Source organism: Rathayibacter sp. Leaf296 (assembly GCF_001423045.1).
In the GTDB taxonomy this organism is placed as follows: Bacteria; Actinomycetota; Actinomycetes; order Actinomycetales; family Microbacteriaceae; genus Rathayibacter; species Rathayibacter caricis.
Map to the genome: position 1 here is coordinate 144,775 of NZ_LMNR01000001.1, position 16,935 is coordinate 161,709.

Genomic DNA, 16,935 nt, shown 5'->3' on the forward strand with positions numbered 1-16,935 from the left:
TCATGACTGAGATCAGGCGCACGACGGCGGATCCGGGCCCGAGCGACTTCCGGCGGGTCACCATCCGCGACGTCGCGCGCGACGCCGGAGTATCGGTCTCGGCGGTGTCGAAGGTCGTCAGGGACGCCCCCGGTGTCAGTCCGCAGATGCGCAGCACGGTGACCGCGGTCATCGACCGCCTCGGCTACCGCCCGCACGCGGGCGCCCGCGCCATGCGCGGCAGGTCCTTCACTGTCGGAGTCGTGCTCACCGAGATGTCCTCGCCGTTCCAGGTCGAGATCGTGGACGGTCTCGGCGCCGGGCTGGAGGGCACCGGGTTCCAGGAGGTCGTGATCGCCGCGGGTATCGAGCCCCGCCGCCAGATCGCCCGCATCCAGGCGCTCCTCGACCGGCAGGTCGACGGCCTCGTGCTGATCGCCCCCTGGATCGAGCACGCGCGGCTCGAGCAGATCGCGGAGCGGATCCCCCTGGTCGCGGTCGCGCGGCACGGAGGTGCCGCCCACTTCGACACCATCGTGGACGACGACGCGCGCGGTGCGGAGCTCGTGGTCGACCATCTGGTCGGGCTCGGGCACCGGCGGATCCTGCACACCGGTCAGAGCGCCGGCGGCCTCGAGTTCCCGCACGTGCTCTCGCACACCGCCCGAGCGGCCGGGTACGAGGCCGCGATGCGCAAGCACGGTCTGCAGCCCGAGGTGATCGTGACCGAGTACTCGGAGGAGGGTGGCCATCGGGCGGCTCTGCAGGCCCTCGACAGGCCCGATCGTCCGACCGCCGTCTTCGCGGGTGCCGACATCGCGGCGCTGGGAGTGCTCCGGGCGGCGGAGGAGCGCGGCCTGCGCGTGCCCGAGGATCTCTCGGTCGCCGGGTACGACAACATCTTCCTCTCCGGAACGGGCCGGGTCGCGCTCACGACCGTCGATCAGTCGGGTCGGTCGACCGGCCTCGCGGCCGGCCGCCTGCTGCTCGAGCGCATCGGCGGCCGGATCGCGGCCGAGCGGCACGTCGTGGGCTCGGATCTCGTCGTCCGCGCGACGACGGCGCCTCCGCACCGTCGGGACTGACGTGGCCGAGCGGCCGGCTCGCTCGTGCGGAGAAGCCCCAGCCGGAACGGTGCGCCGAGATGTATGGACAGCGCTGGACAGCGCGACGGTGACGAGCAGAGGAGTCCGATGATGACGATGATGGGTCCGCACTCGACGCTCGAGGAGGTCCTCGCGGACCCCCGGGCACGCGAACTGCTCGGCGACGCCCTCGGCGACGCCCTCGGCGATCTGCCTCCGGGCAGGCGCGTGCAGCCGATCTCCATCGCGCTGCTGCTCGGCGACGTGCCCCGAGCCCGCGCCGCTCGGATCGAGGCGGACCTCGGTACTGTTCCCCGCGCCTCCGGGGACCACGGCCCGGCGCTCGCCGTCGACGCCGACTACGCCGATCCGGGCGCGCCGGCCTCCGCCGTCGTGCGCCTCCCGGACACCGCCTCCGTCCACCGACCGGTCGAGATCCGGTTCGAGGGCCACTCGGTGGGCAACCCGTTCGTCGACGTGGAGTTCTCGGCGGACATCGTCGACCCGCAGGGGTCCGTCCGTCGGGTCGGCGGCTTCTACGACGGGAACGGCGCCCATCTGCTCCGGTTCCTGCCCGAGACCCCGGGCGAGTGGACCTTCGTCACCGAGTCGAACGCCCGCTCGCTCGCGGGCATCCGCGGTGCGGTCCGCGTGGCGGAGGGCACCGCTCACGGCGTGGTCCGCGTCGCCGACCGGTTCGGCTTCGCGCACGCGGACGGGACCGTGTTCGTTCCGGTCGGCACCACCCTGTACGCCTGGACGCACCAGTCCGAGGACCTCCAGCGCCGCACGCTCGCCACGCTCGAGGCCGCGCCGTTCACCAAGGTGCGGATGTGCCTGTTCCCGAAGTGGTACGACTTCACCCACGTGGAGCCGGAGCTGCTGCCCTTCGCTCGGGACGGCGACGGATACGACACGACCCGCTTCGATCCGGCCTTCTTCCGGGCTCTCGAGCGGCGAATCCGCGACCTCGACGAGCTCGGGATCCAGGCCGATCTCATCCTCTTCCACCCCTACGACAAGTGGGGGTTCTCCGACCTCGGGCCGGCGGTCGACGAGCGCTACCTCCGCTACGTCGTCCGCCGACTGGCGGCTCAGCCGAACGTCTGGTGGTCGCTCGCCAACGAGTACGACTTCCTCCCGTCCAAGGACGTCGACGACTGGAACCGGCTCGCGGAGGTCGTCCAGGAGGAGGACCCGGCGGCCCACCTCCTCTCGATCCACAACGGCGTCCACCCGTTCGATCCCGATTCGCCGTGGACCACGCATGCGAGCCTCCAGCGGTGCGACAGCATCCGCTCGACGGACGTGGCGGTGGAGGTGCGCCGGCGCTGGGGGAGGCCCGTCGTCTTCGACGAGCCGGGCTACGAGGGCGACATCGAGTGGGAGTGGGGAAACGTCACCGCGACCGAGGTCGTGCGGCAGTTCTGGGAGGCGATGACCGGCGGGACGTACGTGACGCACGGCGAGGTCTACCGGAACGAGCGGGAGGAGCTCTTCTGGTCGAAGGGCGGCGAGCTGGTCGGCGAGGCGCCGGCGAGGATCGCCTTCCTCTCCGAGGTCGTGGCCGCCTCGCCCTCCGGTCGCCTCGATCCGATCCGCAGCGGGCTCCAGGGCCACGTGGGCGGTGTCGCTGAGCAGTACGAGGTCCAGTACCTCGGTCTCTCCCAGCCGCGCTCGCTCACCCTCGTCGTGCCGGAGGGGCGCCGGGCTGCGATCGACGTCCTCGACACCTGGGCGATGACGGTCGAGCCTCTCCCCGGCATCCACGAGGGCACGGTCACGGTCCCTCTGCCGGGCCGGCCGTCCCTCGCGGTCCGGATGCGCGCGCTCTGAGTCGTTCCTCGAGCGACGCGGCGACGGGGCACTCCGCTGCCGATGAGGAGATCGTCGCAGCCGTCCGCTCCGGCGCTCTCGACGAGGAGGTGGTCACGGCCGGCAGCCGTCGGATGATCGCTCTGGCCGCCCGCGCCGAGCGGGCGCGGCGGGAGTTCCCGGACGCGCGACTCGATGTCGATGCGCACCACGCCCTCGCCCGCGAGGTCGCCGCGCGCGCGATCGTGCTCCTGAAGAACGACAGCGGGACGCTGCCCCTCGAGCGGTCGGGACGGCTCGCGGTCGTCGGTCCCTTCGCGACCGAGCCGCGGCTCCAGGGGGGCGGGAGCTCCCGCGTGGTGCCCACCCGGGTCGACGTGCCCGTCGAGGAGCTCCGCGCCCTCGCCCCCGAGGCGCTGACCGAGACCGCCCAGGGCTACCGGCACGACGGTCGCGACGGTGAGCGGCTGCGCGCCGAGGCGGCGCGAGCGGCTGCGGAGTCGGATGCCGCTGTCGTCTTCATCGGCCTCACGGCGGAGGACGAGGCCGAGGGCACCGACCGGCTGCACATCGACCTCCCGGCGGAGCAGGTCGAGCTGCTGCGCGCCGTCGCCGCCGCCCAGCCGCGCACGGTCGCCGTCGTCGTCCACGGCGGCGTCGTCCGGCTGCACGAGGTGGCGGCGCTCGTGCCGGCCGTCCTCGACGCCACGATCCTCGGGCAAGCCGGAGGCGGAGCGGTCGCGGACGTGCTGGTCGGGGCTGCCGAGCCGTCCGGGCGTCTCGCCGAGACCGTGCCGTTGCGGCTCGAGGATTCCCCGTCCTTCCTCACCTATCCCGGTGACCAGCTCCACGTGCGCTACGGAGAGGGCCTCTTCGTCGGATACCGCGGCCACGACCGTCTCGGGCAGGACGTCGCCTTCCCCTTCGGCTTCGGCCTGTCCTACACCTCCTTCCGCTACGACTCGCTGCAGGTCGTCGCGACCGGCGACGGCCTCGAGGTGGAGGTCGTCCTCACCAACACCGGCCGCCGCGACGGCCGCGAGGTCGTGCAGATCTACGTCTCGAAGAGCGGAGGGGTGCAGCGCGCGCCCCGCGAGCTCCGCGGCTTCTCCTCCGTGAGCGTTCGCGTGCGCGATTCCGCCACCGTCCGCATCGACGTGCCGCGCAGCGAGCTCGTCCACTGGGACCTGGGGCACGAGGGCTGGATCGTCGAGGGCGGCGAGTGGTCCGTGCACGCGGCGGCCTCGAGCCGGGACGTGCGGCTCACCTCGATCGTCGAGATCCGGGGCGACGAGATCGTCGCGCCCTTGACCGAGGACTCCACCCTCGGGGAGCTCCTGCAGACCCCCGAGGGGGCGCAGCAGCTGGGCTCGCTGTTCCAGCAGGTGCAGGCCGAGCGGGCCGGCGACGCCTCCGACGCGCTGGGCATCGACGCGAACGCGAGCGGCATGCGCATCCCCCTCGGTCGCATCCGCTCGCTCAGCGCCGGGCAGCACCTGCCGAGGCCCGAGTTGACGGCGCTCCTGGCGCGAGTGAACGCGGCTCGCGCGCAGAAGGCGGAGCAGCGGTGATGCGGGTCGACTCCTCCACCGTCGCCGTCGTCACGGGCGGGTCCAGCGGGATCGGGCTCGGGCTCGCCGAGGAGCTGGGCGCCCGCGGCGCGCGAGTCGTGATCGCCGACATCCGTGAGGACTCCCTCGAACCCGCCGTCGCGGGACTGCGCGCGGCGGGCGTCGAGGCCGTCGGAGTGCGGGTCGACGTCGCCGATCGCGCGGACGTCGAACGGCTCGCCGCTCGAGCGGTCGCCGAGTTCGGCTCGGTCGATCTTCTGTGCGCCACTGCGGGTGTCGTCCCGCCGGCCGCGCCGCTGTGGGAGCAGACCGAGGAGACGTGGCGGCGGATGATCGACGTGAAGATCCTCGGGGTCGTCCACGGCGTCACCGCCTTCGCTCCGCTGTTCCTCGAGCAGGGCCGCGGTCGCTTCCTGATCACGGCCTCCTCCGGCGGGCTCGCCCCTCTGCCGACGAGGACGCCGTAGACCACGACGATGCACGCCGTGGTCGGGCTGACCGAGACGCTCGATCTCGAGCTGCGGGAGCACGGAGAGGAGTTCGGAGCGACCGTCCTGTGCCCGGGTCTGGTCGACACGCCGCTCGGGCAGAACTCCGCCGCACTCGGCGTGCTGCCTCCGAACGACGGACCGGTGCGATCGATCCGCTCCGTCGGCGACGCGCTGTCGCCGCGCGAGGTGGCGGTCGCGGCACTCGACGCCGTGGAGGCGGGACGGGTCCACGTGGCCCCCGGAGCCGGTGTCCTCGATCGGGCGCGTCGGCGCGTGCAGCACCTCCTCGACGATCTCGACGCCGCTGCGGCGGAGGGCCCCTCCCGATGACGGCCGAGGACGCGCCGACCAGGACGGTCACGGCATCCCCGGCCCCTGCTCCGGCGCGCGTCGGTCCGGTCCTGACCGGTCTGCTCCTGGGCCTCCTCGTCGCGATGCTCTCGAGCTCGATCATCTCGACCTCGCTGCCCCGAGTCGTCGCCGACCTCGGCGGAAGCCAGGCGACCCTGACCTGGATCGTCACCTCCGCGCTCCTCGCCACCACGGTCAGCACTCCTGTCTGGGGCAAGCTCGCGGACGTGCTCGGCAGGCGCGGCCTCGTGGCGGCCGCGCTGGTCCTGTTCATCCTCGGCTCGACGATCTCCGGCCTCGCACCCGACTCCGCGATCCTGATCGCGGGGCGCGTGGTGCAGGGGGTCGGCGCGGGAGGCCTCCTCACCCTCGTCCAGATCGTGCTCGCCGACATCATCAGTCCCCGCGAGCGCGGCAAGTACATGGGTCTGTTCGGCGCCGTCATGGCGCTCGGCACGATCGGCGGACCTCTCCTGGGCGGTGTCGTCACCGACGCGGTCGGATGGCGGTGGAACTTCTACGCGGCGATCCCGATCGCCGTCGCCTCCCTGATCGTGGTCGTCGTGACGCTCCGGCTGCCCGTGCGCCGCGGACCCGTGATCATCGACTACGCAGGAGCGCTGCTGATCACGGCCGGCGTCTCCGGGCTGCTCGTCTGGGGTTCCCTGGGCGGCGCTTCCTTCGCCTGGGACTCATGGATCTCCTGGTGCCTCCTCGGCGGATCCCTGCTGATCCTCGCCATCGCGGTGCTCGTGGAGTCACGCGTACGCGAACCGATCATCCCCCTCGGGCTCTTCCGGCAGCGGGGGTTCGTCCTCACCGTCCTCGCGAGCCTCTCGGTCGGAGTCGCCACCTACGGAACGGCGGTATTCCTCAGCCAGTACCTGCAGCTCGCCCGAGGTGCCGGCCCGACGGAGTCCGGCCTAAGCGTGCTGCCGCAGGTGATCGCGGTCACGATCGCTTCCACCGTCGTCGGCGCCCTGATCAGCCGGACCGGACGCTGGAAGGTCTGGATGGTCCTGGGTGCCTCGTCGCTCACGCTCGGCGTCCTCCTGCTCGGCACGCTGACGGCCTCCACGCCGCTCCCGCTGCTCTGGGCCTTCCTGGCACTGATCGGCATCGGCATCGGCTGCGTCATGCAGAACCTCGTCCTCATGGCCGAGATCTCGGTGCACCCCCGCGATGTCGGCGTGGCCAGCGCCGGAGTCGCATTTTTCCGGAGTCTCGGCGGCACGATGGGCGTGACCCTGCTCGGCGCGGTCCTCTCCTGGCGCGCACAGGCCGGCGTCGAAGCGCGAGGCGACGAGCTCGAGGCGGCCGGTCTCGAGGTGGACTCCGTCGACCTGACGCGCATCGGCGACGTCGCCGCGCTGGCGGAGCCCCTCCGTACGGTCGTGCAGGAGGCGTACGCGCGAGGGGTAGCCGAGGCGTTCCTCTTCTCGGCCCCGCTCGGGGTCGTCACGATCGTCGCGATCGCACTGCTGCCCGCGCAGATCCTGAGCACGAAGACCCGGGGGGAGCGCCTGGCCGAGCACGAGCACGGAACGGCCGAGTCGGCGCGGTCGTGACGTCGCTCCTGCCGCAGCAGTGACCAGATGCGGCCATCCCGGCTCCTCAGGTTCGAATAGCCGGCGAAATGTCCGAAATTTTGTTTCTCTGAAGAGGCTGAACGCGGTTGTAGTGGCAAGAAAGGCCTTTCTGAGTTTTCCCTCACAGTCCCGTTCCTGGGAGGCGCAGCGCCCTAGCGTGGAACTCATCGACGTGATGTCCACGTCAACACATCGAAGGAGACGACCATGCAGAGCCGCACCCGCCACTCCCTCCGCACCCTGTTCGCAGCCGCCGCGACCGCGGGCCTCGCCCTCACCGCCGTCGGCACGACTGCCGCGCCGGCCGTCGCCGCCGAAGGCGAGATGACCTACACGCTCTATCAGGAGGCGAACCCGACGCCGGACCAGGCGGACGCGTACGCCCGGATCACGGCCGCGATGGACGCCGCCGTCGCGCGCTTCAACGCGCAGACCGACATCACGAAGGTGCTGAACGTCTACTACGAGCCGTCCGTCCCGACCGCCGACGCGGACGGGAACGGCAACGGCACCATCCGTTTCGGCGCCGACCGCCGGTACCAGGTGGAGGGCACCGCCCTCCACGAGATCTCCCACTCGGTGGGAGTCGGAGTGACGGGCGCGTTCTACGACAAGTGCTCCACCGGTGTCTGGTCCGGCCCGCAGGCCACGGCACTCGTGAAGTCGTGGGACGGCCCCGAGGCCGAGCTCCGCTGCGCCGGCATCCACATCTACCCCTACGGGCTGAACTTCGACAACGAATTCAGCGAGCTCGCCTTCGAGCGCCACGTGGAGGTCACCGAGGCGATGATCGCCGACGGGATGTAGTCGTCGCAGGATGGGAGCGGAGGGGGCGTCGACCGCGGTCGGCGCCCCCTCCGCCCGTCCCGAGGGCGCGGCCCGACGACGAGAGGCGGGGTCGTGTGCGCAACATCGGCCGAGGCTGGGGGATCGCGGCTGACAGCCGAGAGGCCCCCCTCTCAGCTGGGGTTCTGCGCGGCCGCCCGGGTCAGAGCGGGTCGATGCGCAGGATGCGGTCGTCGCCCTCGCGCGGCTCCAGTCGGCTGTTCGTGTTGCCGGTGACGAACCAGAGCGAGCCGTCCGGGGCCGGAGTGACGGCGCGGATCCGCCCGTACTCGCCGGTGTAGAGGTCGGTCGCGGAGGAGGGATCGTCGACCGGCACGGTGCGCAGGCGCTCGCCGCGCAGGTTGGCGAGGTAGACGGTGCCGTCCAGCACCGCGACTCCGCTCGGGCTGGCGTCGGCGGGCGCCCACTGCTGCACCGGGTCGACGAAGTCGTCGTCGCCCGCGACTCCCTCGACCGCCGGCCAGCCGTAGTCCGCGCCGGCGGTGATGATGTTCAGCTCGTCCCAGGTGTCCTGCCCGAACTCGCTGGCGAACATCGTGCCGTCCTCGGCCCAGCCCAGTCCCTGCACGTTGCGATGGCCGGAGCTGTAGACAAGGGAGGCGGGGTACGGGTTGTCGTCGGGGACGCCTCCGTCGGCGGTCATCCGGAGGATCTTGCCCGAGAGTGCGCCGATGTCCTGCGCGCTCGCACGGTCGCCCGCGTCGCCGACTCCCGCGTAGAGCAGTCCGTCGGGGCCGAAGGCGATCCGCCCGCCGTTGTGGAACGTCGCCGACGGGAGGCCGTCGAGGATCGTGCGCTCGTTGTCGAGCCGGAGGGACCCGGGAGAGCCGGCGAGGTCGAAGCGCTGGATGCGGTTGCCGTCGGGGCCGGTCGAGTAGGCGTAGAGGCGGCTCTGCTCATCGACCGCGAGACCCAGCAGCCCGCCCTCGCCCTGGTGCACGACGTCGTCGAGCTCGGCGACTTCGCGGGCATCGCCGCTGTCGTCGAGCTCGAGGATCCGGCCGGTGTCGCGCTCGCTGACGAGCGGCGTCGTGCCGGCGAAGACGATCGACCAGGGGGTGGTGAGGCCGGTCGCGATCTCGGTCGGCGCGGGAGCCGCCGTCGCGGTGGCTGGAGTGGTCGTGGCGCTCGGGGTGTCCGAGGCGGTGCAGCCGCTGAGGAGCACGGCGACGGCGACGGTCAGGCCGAGGGAGCTCGGGGTGCGGCGGGTCATGGCGTCTCCTGCCGGGTCGGTCCTCCCATGGTGTCACTCGTCAGGGTGACGTCGGGAGCGATCCGCAGGACCGCCTGGACCCGCGGACGCGCGCGGCCCTGCGCCTACTCCCGTCAGCAGGCCCTCGGCGCGTACCCGAGCACCCGCTGCTCGACCGCGTCCGCCTCGCCGAGCAAGACGGTCACCGATCCGGCGGCGAGCGACGTCGTCCGCGTCGTGAACGCGTGCGTCGCGCTCGACCCCGGAGCGACGCTCGCGAAGGTGCGCGCGCCGAAGGCCGTGTCGAACACGACGCGCAGCGGCACGGACTCCTGGTTCCTGCACGTCACCGTGACGTACGCGCTGCCGCGCAGGCACCGCGTGCTGACGGTGGCGGTCGCGGCGTACTGCACCGGCGCGGCGCCCAGTCGCGTGACCGAGAGGTCCCGGAACTCCGCCGTGCCGAAGCCGTAGCTGCTCTGCAGGCCCACGTAGCTCGCCTCGGGGCGGTGCGTGGTGTCGGTCGTCGACAGCACGAGCATGCTGTCGTCGAAGAGCCGCAGCTCGGCGCCCTCGAGCTCGAAACGCAGGCGGTGCTGCACCCCGGCGATGATCTCGCTCGCCGAGCCGACTCCGGCGAGCTTCGTGTTCTGCCCGTTCGCGAAGCGGCCGATGGCGTAGCGGTTCCCCCATGCCGAGATCCCCGCGTAGTAGTGGTCGCCCCGGGTCGTGCTGCGCGCGATCACGACCGTGTCGCGACCCTCCGGCGTCGATGCGGTGGGCGTGACGGCGACCGACACCGCGTAGTCCGGCGCCGGCAGCAGGGTGTTGCCCTGAAGGGCCTGCGGCGAGGTCCGCGGCGCGTTGCCGAGGCTGCGGGCCGCTCCGTCCCGGACCTCGAACGAGGCCCCGGTGGGCACGACGGCCGCGTGCGTCATCGCCCACTTGGCGGGGTCGATGATCGCGACGGAGTCGCTCCACACGGCGAGCTGGATCGTCTCGTTCCACCCGGGCCGGTTGTTCTTGACGTTGTAGAGCAGGTGGGTGCGACCCTGGTGCTCCACGGCGTAGGAGCGGTAGATCATCGAGTCCTCGGGCCCGCCGACGACGCCGAGATCGAGGTCGAGGCGCGAGCGGTCGAGCGTCCAGGCGAGGCCGTCGGGAGAGGTCATGCGGCCCCCGCGCGACGGGTGGTCGGCCTGCCAGCCGATGACGCGGCTCTCGTAGGTGCCGTCGGCGAGCTTCCTCACGTTCGGACCGCCGACTCCGAGCGACGCCCAGCCGCCGTCCTCCATCGGCCGCACGAGGGGGTTGGCGGGGTGCTTCGTCCACGGCCCCTCGGGGCGGGTGGCGGTGGCGTAGCAGATGAACTCCGGCTCGCCGCCGGCCGACGCGATCTTGCCCGCGGTGTACCACATCTTCCACAGGCCGGCCGTGGCGTCGTACAGGAGCGACGAGTTGTAGAGGAAGCCGTCCTCCCACGCCGCGGTGGGCGCGAGCACCACGCCCTTCCTCTGGAACGGGCCGTCCGGCTGCGTCGCCACCGCGTAGTGGATCCGGCCGATGCCCGCAGTGTCCATGCCGAAGTAGGTCATGTGCCACAGGCCGTCCTTCAGCACGACGCTGGGCTGGTTGAGGTAGCCGCGCTCGGTCTCGAGCGTCGGGAGCAGGAGCGCCTCGGGGCGCTTCGTCCAGGTGAGGCCGTCCTCGCTGGTCGCGTACCCGATGCCGTGCAGCGAGCCGTACCAGACCTTGAAGAGCGGTCCCGAGCCGGAGGCGTAGACGCAGCTCGGGTCCTGCAGGATGTCCGTCTCCCACGGGAGGTCCCTCTGCAGGATCACGCCGCGCCGCTCCCAGCCGGGGACGGGCTGGAACGCGTCGCGCAGGAGCACCTGTGCGGGTGCTGCTGCGAGGCCGGCGGCGGCGAGGGGTGCGGCCTGTGCCGGCTGCGCGGCGAGCAGGACCGCTCCGCCGGCGAGCGCGCCGCCGAGCAGTGCGCGCCGGGAGGCGTGGGGGAGGGGGTGCGGATCGGTCACGGGTGGCTCCTCATCGAGCGGGTGGTGTGCGGACGGCCCGCGCGAGACGTTCGCGCGGGCCGCAGGGGTGGAACGGGACGGGCGCCCGCTACTCCATCAGCGTGAGCGTCAGGGTCGAGCTGTAGTCGCCCGCCTCGGTCGTGGGCAGGGTCTCGAGGACGAGCTCGGCGGTCGACGTCCAGCTGCCCTCGGCCGAGACGCCGGCCGAGTCGTCGGTCAGCGCGAGGAACTCCTGGTCGATGAGGCCGACGTTGCCGGGGGCCTCGTCGAAGACGGTGCCGACGTCGGAGCCGGCCGAGACCACTCCGCTCTCGCCGCCGTCGATCAGCCGGGGGGACCAGCCGAGCTGCGTCGCCGGGATCGCCTCCTGGCCCGCCCCGCCGATGAACTCGGAGGCGGAGCCCATGACGTACCAGCCCGCCTCGTCGGGGATCTCGTCGGCCGCGCGGGTGTCGGTGACCGTCACGGTGGGGAGGGAGCCGGTGAAGCGGCGGAGCTCGGGAGTCGATCCGGTCTCGGTCAGGGCGGTGGAGGTTCCGTCGACGGTCATCGACAGCGCACCGGGACCGGTGAGCGGGGTGATCGTCACGTCGACCGAGACGGAGTCGTCGTCGAGTTCGGCGGCGACCGCCTGGCCGGCGACGGCGGTGAGGAGCAGGCACCCGGCGGCCGCGGCCGCGGTTCGGGTCCAGAGGGTTCGAGGCGTCATCGCGTCTTCTTTCGGGTCGGACTCGCCGGGGCGAGCGCGGGAGGGTGTCGCGGGGTGGAGGAGGGGCGGGAGCGGATCGACGCTCCCACCCCTCCGGCGCTCAGCAGGTGCGAGCGGTGTAGGGCGCTTCGACGGTGCGGCTCAGCGCCTTGCCGTTCACGGTGGCCGTGGCGTCGACCGTGGCGGTGCCCGCCGGGATCGAGCCGAGACGGGTCGTGAACGCCTGCGTGGCCGAGGAGCCGGGCTTCACTCCGGTGAACACCTTGGTGCCGTAGGCGGTGCGCAGCGTGATGCCCATCGGAGTCGACTCCTCGTTCTTCGCCGTCACCGTGAGCACGACCTTGCCGTTGATGCAGCGCGAGCTCGTCGACGCCGTCACCTTCAGCGCGGGGGCCGCGGCGATGGTGAAGGTCGCGGTGGGCGACGCGGCGGAGGTGCCGACCGGGTTGGTCGCGACGACGCTCGCCGTGTACGTCCCTGCGGGCAGGGCGGCGAACACCGCGCTCGTGGTCGTGCCGGTCCGCGTGATCGCCGCGCCTGCGGTCGGAGTAACGGTCGCGGTGTAGCCCGTGATCGCCGCTCCTCCGTCGGCCGGAGCCGTCCACGACACGGTGGCCGCGTCGCCGGCGACGGCGACGGCGGGTGCCGCCGGTGCCTTCGGAGCGGTGGCGGCGCCCGGCTCGACCGTGACGGTCACGCTGGGCCGGACCGTGGTCCCCGCCATCGCGCCGAGCACCGTGAAGGTCCCGGCGGTGGCGTACGAGGCCGGAGCGACCGCGTCCCACGTGACGGCGCGCGACTCCTTCGCCCCGGTGCCGCCGCTGAAGACGGCGACCGCAGTGCGCGGGAGGACGGGTGCCTTGCCGAGGGCGGTGGTGGCGGTCTGCTGCTCGATCGAGGCGATCTCGCTGCCGCTGTCGCCGACGCTGATGGTCGCGGTGACCGCCTGCGTCGAGCCCGTCAGCACACCGGTCGCGGTGATCGTGCCGGGAGTGGCGAAGCGGGAGGCGGGGATCGCGTCCCAGGTCGCGCGCAGCTCGCCGCGCGATCCGTCGGAGTAGACGCCGACGACGGTCGCGGGCAGCGTCACCGGGGTGTTGACGGTGGTGCGCTTGGCCACGGCCTCGAAGGAGCCCGGGTAGTCGGCGTACACGTCGAACTCGGAGGCGCCGATCGCCGAGTGGGCGCCGCTGGTCGAGCGGCTGGCCTGGAAGGTCGCGCGCAGCTGCGTGGTCGTCACCGGGGTGAAGGCCACCTCGCTGGGAGTGCCCATCGCGTTCACCGGGTACTGAGTGCCGGGGCGCAGGGCGACCGGCTTCCAGGTGGTGCCGTCGAGGTACTCGAGCGACCAGGAGGCGGGGAGGGCGACGCCGCCCCCGCTGCCCTGGGCGGCGTCGTTCCAGAACGAGGCTCCCGCTCCGGCCAGGCGCGTCGGCGTCGACCACGTATAGGTCAGCGTCTGGCTCGCCGGACGGGCGCCGTCGGCGTACGTCCCCCAGAGCTTGGTCTGCTCGGTCTGCACGCCCGGCACGGTCTCGCCGTCGTTGATCGAGGCGAGGCGGTTCCATGGGGCGACGTAAGAGGCGGACGGAGTCGCGTACGACCCGACCTCGGGGCCCAGCGGGCGGACGTCCGAGACCTCGACGACCTGCTCGAAGGTGGTCTGCTTCACGGTGTCCGAGGCGGTGAAGCGGAGCGTGTACGAGCCGGGCTTCGAGAAGCGGACCGTCGTCGCCGCGGAGGCCGCGTCGGTGAAGGTCGCCGTCGAGTCCGCGGGCTTCGCGACCACGGTCCAGGCCTGGGTGAGCTCGCCGATCGGCAGCCCGTCGTCGGACGCGGTGCCGACGAACCGGGCGATGCTCGGGTCGGCGACGGCGAGGCGCTGGATCGACACGACGGGAGCCGCGTTCTCGGCCGGCGTGTAGGCCGCGGCCACGTTCTTCAGCTGCACCTCCTTGATGCCGGTCTTCTGACCCTGCTGGTGCGAGACGAGGACCCGGATCTTCTGGGTCGTCACGTCGGCGAACCGGACGGTGTTCTCGTTGCCGGTCGGGACCTTCGGCGTGCGGGCCTGGGCCGTCACCGACTTCCAGGCCGTGCCGTCCCAGTACTGCACCGAGTACGACTTCGGGGCGGAGTAGCCCTGCATGGTCGTGCCCGAGGAGGTGCGGTAGAAGTAGATCCCGGCCTGGTTCACCTTCTGCGCGCTGCCGAGGTCGATCTCGAGCCAGTCACTGGCGTTCGGCGATCCGGCGGTGCCCCAGAAGGGCTCGTTGACGGTGGAGCCGTCCACCGCGTTCGCCGGCACGAGGCTCTTGCCGGAGGGGGTGCTGCCGCTCGCCGAGTAGGAGGCCGTAGCGGTCCTGCCCTGGGCGAGGTCGGGAGCCGCACTGGTCGTCGGGTCGATGTCGACGCCGGCCTTGCCGAGCAGGTCGACGACCCGATCGGTCGAGGCGAAGCGCACGTCCTGCGCGGGCTTCACGGCGTTCGCGGCCGAGAAGAGCACGGTCGCGTCGGTCGTGACCTCACCGGTCACGGTGTCGAACTCGACCGGCACGAGGCTGTCGATCGTGAAGGCGCGCTCGCCGTCGAGGTAGACGGAGTAGCCCTCGGGGGTGTCGCCGTAGTGGCGGGTCCCGCCGGGCTCGTCCCACACGATCGTGAGGTCCTTGTCGTGGTACTTCAGGTTGTTCGCCGTGAAGTGGTCCCAGTCGATGTCGATGGGCGAGAGCTCGAGGACCGAGTCGGTGCGGGCCTGCAGGCCCATCGCGTCCTCGACGACGGTGAAGTTCGTCGTGCCGAGCTGCGTCTGGTGGATCCACGAGCGGTACTTGATCGAACCGCCGTCGGCGGCCGAGCCGTGCGACCAGAACTCGTTCTCGTTCTGGCGGGTGACATCGCCCTTCTCGTAGCTGGCCCAGGCGTTCCAGTAGAGCATCTTCTTGTAGTAGTCGCTGGTCAGGTACGAGTTCGGGTAGTCGCGCAGCGTCGAGGACAGCAGGCGGAACATGACCGTCGAGTTGATGGTCGAGAAGTTGTTCGAGTAGTGCTTGCCCGATCCGGCGTCGCGCAGAGCACGGGCCTTCGCGTCCTTCTGGTTGGCGGTGTAGAAGGGGAACGGGGCGTACTGCTCGCTGTCGACGAAGAGGCGGAAGGCGTCGAGGTACTTCTGGTCGAAGTCGGCGTCGCCGGGCTTGGGCATGAGGCCGACGGTGTACGGGTAGTACATGTTGACCTCCTTCCACGGGATCTTCGATCCGGCGGGGAGGCCCGAGGAGCCGTCCGAGTAGGAGGCCTTGATCATGTTGCCGAAGAAGCCCGCCTCGTCGGCGGTGCTGCGCTTGTCCTCCCAGAGGACGTCGAGGACCGACTTCTTGATCGCCTCGGCCTTGGCCGTCATGCGGTCGGCTCCGGCGGTGTCCCCGGCGAGGCGGTACGCCTCGGCGGCGGCCACGGCACCGGAGTAGAGGTACGCGCTCTCGGGGCGGTCCATCGGGTACGAGTTCCACGCCTCGGTGTTGCGCCACGAGAACGACACGGCGTCGACGTCGTTGCCGGTGAGGGCCGGGTTGGCGTACTCGAGGAGGTTGTTCTTGTTCTTGTCGAACTCCGCCAGCTGACCGGCGATGTCGTCCTCGGCGTACGTCGCGAGCTTGTCGGCGATCGCGGCGTCACCGCCGTGCAGCGCGTAGGAGTTCCACGCGGCCTCGGAGATGTAGTTGGTGTAGCTGCTGTTCCAGTTGACCGGGTTGCCGGGGTTGTCGATGTAGCGGCTCTCGCGGGCCGTCTCACCGGCCGACAGCCAGGTGCCGTAGGCGCTGGAGGGGTCGCGGAAGTACTTCATGTCCTCGATGAACATGCCCGCGGTGAGGACGATCGCGTTGTTGTACGCCTGACCGAAGACCCCCTCCATCGAGGTGGGGAACTGGTAGTCGTTGCCCGGGACCTGCGCGTCGAGGAAGTTCGTGCGCAGCAGCCACCAGCGGTAGAAGAGCGTCTTGTCGATCTCGCCCGAGGGGGTCTCGAGGTAGGGGATGTTCTCGACCCACCACGTGTTGTAGCTCGTGGTCTGCGTCGTGAACGCGGACGCCGGAGTCGCCGCGGCGATGGACTGGAACTCGGTGGTGCTCTCCGGGATCTCGGTGGTGGTGAAGCCGAGCTGCAGCTTCACGTCGGCCGGGGTGGCCGAGGCCGAGACGGTGCGGGTGAGCGCGGTGCCGTCGACGCCGAAGCCGTCGCCCGAGAAGCGGGTCGCCACCTGGGTGACGTTGTGGGCGGTCGTGACGGAGCCGGTCAGCTCGCTGCCGGCCGCGGTGCGGGCCAGGCCCGACTCGGCGCGCAGGGCGACCGTCTTCGTGGATCCGTCGGTGGTGCTGATCTGCAGCCGCTCGACCGCGACGTTCTGCCGCGAGATGAACTTGGTCTGCTTCACCAGCAGCCCGCCGCCGGTGTACTCGGAGTACCAGTAGCTGGGGGTGTTGTGGCGCTTCGCCTGGTTCTCCTGAAGGGAGACGGCGGCGCCGTTCACGCTCGCGGTCAGCGTCGATCCGCTCTGCCCGAGGTCCTCGATGTAGGCGATGCGGCCGCGGAAGCCGAGGCCCGCGTCGGAGTTCTGCATGTAGACCGCACGGCCGCGCGAGAAGAAGACGCCGTTGTTGTCGTAGTCGATGTTCGCGGGCTGGTCCGAGACGAAGTCGAGACCGCCCGCCTCGTCGGGCTGCACGCCGTCGCGGGAGAGCATCCGGTCGAGCCAGAAGTCCTTGCCGGGGGCGGAGCCGGCGCCGGCGGCCAGGTCGGCGGCGTAGATCTTCCCGAGGTGGGAGACGGTGGGGTCGTAGGTCGCCGTCGTGGACGGGATCGCCGTGGCGCCGTTGGTGAAGGTGGGGTAGCCGAGGCTCTCGTTGCTGTTCTGCAGGCCCTCGTCGTAAGGGTCCCAGGCGGTGGCCGCCGAGGCGGGAGCCGCGACGAGGACCGAACCGGCGAGGACCGCCGTGAGGGCGGTGGCGAGTGCGGTCGTGACCGCTCGGGTTCTTCTGGGTGTTCGCATCGTCGCGGACGCTCCCGTTCTGTTCGGCAGTGAGGAAGGGACGGGTCGCTCGAGCCGGTGGGCAGGAGGGGCCACGAGCACGGTAACAATTTCCTCAGGAGAACGAAAGCCTTTTTAAGAGTTTCGCCCGGCGCGCCTCACGACAAGAGGAAACGGCGCCGTTAAAGACATGCGGGCTGGCACCCGGACGAAAACTTCGAAAACAGCCGACCTGAACGATCCTG

General features: G+C 71.3%; 11 protein-coding genes. 7 read left to right on the forward strand and 4 right to left on the reverse strand.

Annotated elements, in window-relative coordinates; all coding sequences use genetic code 11:
- Nucleotides 1–2: 2 nt before the first annotated feature.
- The 7 genes from ASF46_RS00670 (at nt 3) to ASF46_RS00695 (ending at nt 7,688) form a co-directional block, all read left to right on the forward strand.
- Entirely contained in the window at nt 3–1,064 is a 1,062-nt protein-coding gene (locus tag ASF46_RS00670; protein ID WP_056866000.1) for a LacI family DNA-binding transcriptional regulator, read from the forward strand.
- 108 nt (nt 1,065–1,172) lie between these two features.
- A complete protein-coding gene (locus ASF46_RS00675) occupies nt 1,173–2,900 on the forward strand; it encodes a DUF5605 domain-containing protein (RefSeq protein ID WP_235576815.1) in 1,728 nt (575 codons plus the stop codon).
- 113 nt (nt 2,901–3,013) lie between these two features.
- Nucleotides 3,014–4,450 (forward strand): glycoside hydrolase family 3 C-terminal domain-containing protein, encoded by a 1,437-nt coding sequence (locus ASF46_RS00680; protein ID WP_056866001.1) that lies wholly within the window; start codon nt 3,014–3,016, stop codon nt 4,448–4,450.
- Nucleotides 4,450–4,917 carry an SDR family NAD(P)-dependent oxidoreductase gene (locus ASF46_RS19510; RefSeq protein WP_200919642.1) on the forward strand — a complete coding sequence of 156 codons (468 nt, stop codon included), beginning with the start codon at nt 4,450–4,452 and terminating at the stop codon, nt 4,915–4,917. The genes ASF46_RS00680 and ASF46_RS19510 overlap by 1 nt, the downstream gene beginning before the upstream one ends.
- A 9-nt stretch (nt 4,918–4,926) precedes the next feature.
- On the forward strand, nt 4,927–5,271 hold the full coding sequence (locus ASF46_RS19515; RefSeq protein WP_200919643.1) for a hypothetical protein: 345 nt from the start codon (nt 4,927–4,929) through the stop codon (nt 5,269–5,271).
- Nucleotides 5,268–6,860: an MFS transporter gene (locus tag ASF46_RS00690; protein WP_056866002.1), complete on the forward strand. Its 1,593-nt coding sequence runs from the start codon at nt 5,268–5,270 to the stop codon at nt 6,858–6,860. The genes ASF46_RS19515 and ASF46_RS00690 overlap by 4 nt, the downstream gene beginning before the upstream one ends.
- Before the next feature lie 228 nt (nt 6,861–7,088).
- Nucleotides 7,089–7,688, forward strand: a complete 600-nt coding sequence (locus tag ASF46_RS00695; protein WP_056866003.1) for a hypothetical protein — start codon at nt 7,089–7,091, stop codon at nt 7,686–7,688.
- A gap of 181 nt (nt 7,689–7,869) precedes the next feature.
- Here the strand turns inward: ASF46_RS00695 and ASF46_RS00700 are convergent, their stop codons facing one another.
- The 4 genes from ASF46_RS00700 to ASF46_RS00715 form a co-directional block, all read right to left on the reverse strand.
- Nucleotides 7,870–8,940 (reverse strand): PQQ-dependent sugar dehydrogenase, encoded by a 1,071-nt coding sequence (locus ASF46_RS00700; RefSeq protein WP_056866004.1) that lies wholly within the window; start codon nt 8,938–8,940, stop codon nt 7,870–7,872.
- A 113-nt stretch (nt 8,941–9,053) separates the two neighbouring features.
- A complete protein-coding gene (locus ASF46_RS00705; RefSeq protein ID WP_056866005.1) occupies nt 9,054–10,955 on the reverse strand; it encodes a hypothetical protein in 1,902 nt (633 codons plus the stop codon).
- Nucleotides 10,956–11,043: 88 nt separating this feature from the next.
- Entirely contained in the window at nt 11,044–11,664 is a 621-nt protein-coding gene (locus ASF46_RS00710; RefSeq protein ID WP_056866006.1) for a hypothetical protein, read from the reverse strand.
- A gap of 100 nt (nt 11,665–11,764) precedes the next feature.
- Complete coding sequence (locus ASF46_RS00715; RefSeq protein WP_056866007.1) at nt 11,765–16,711, reverse strand: Ig-like domain-containing protein; 4,947 nt, start codon at nt 16,709–16,711, stop codon at nt 11,765–11,767.
- Between the last annotated feature and the right edge of the window lie 224 nt (nt 16,712–16,935).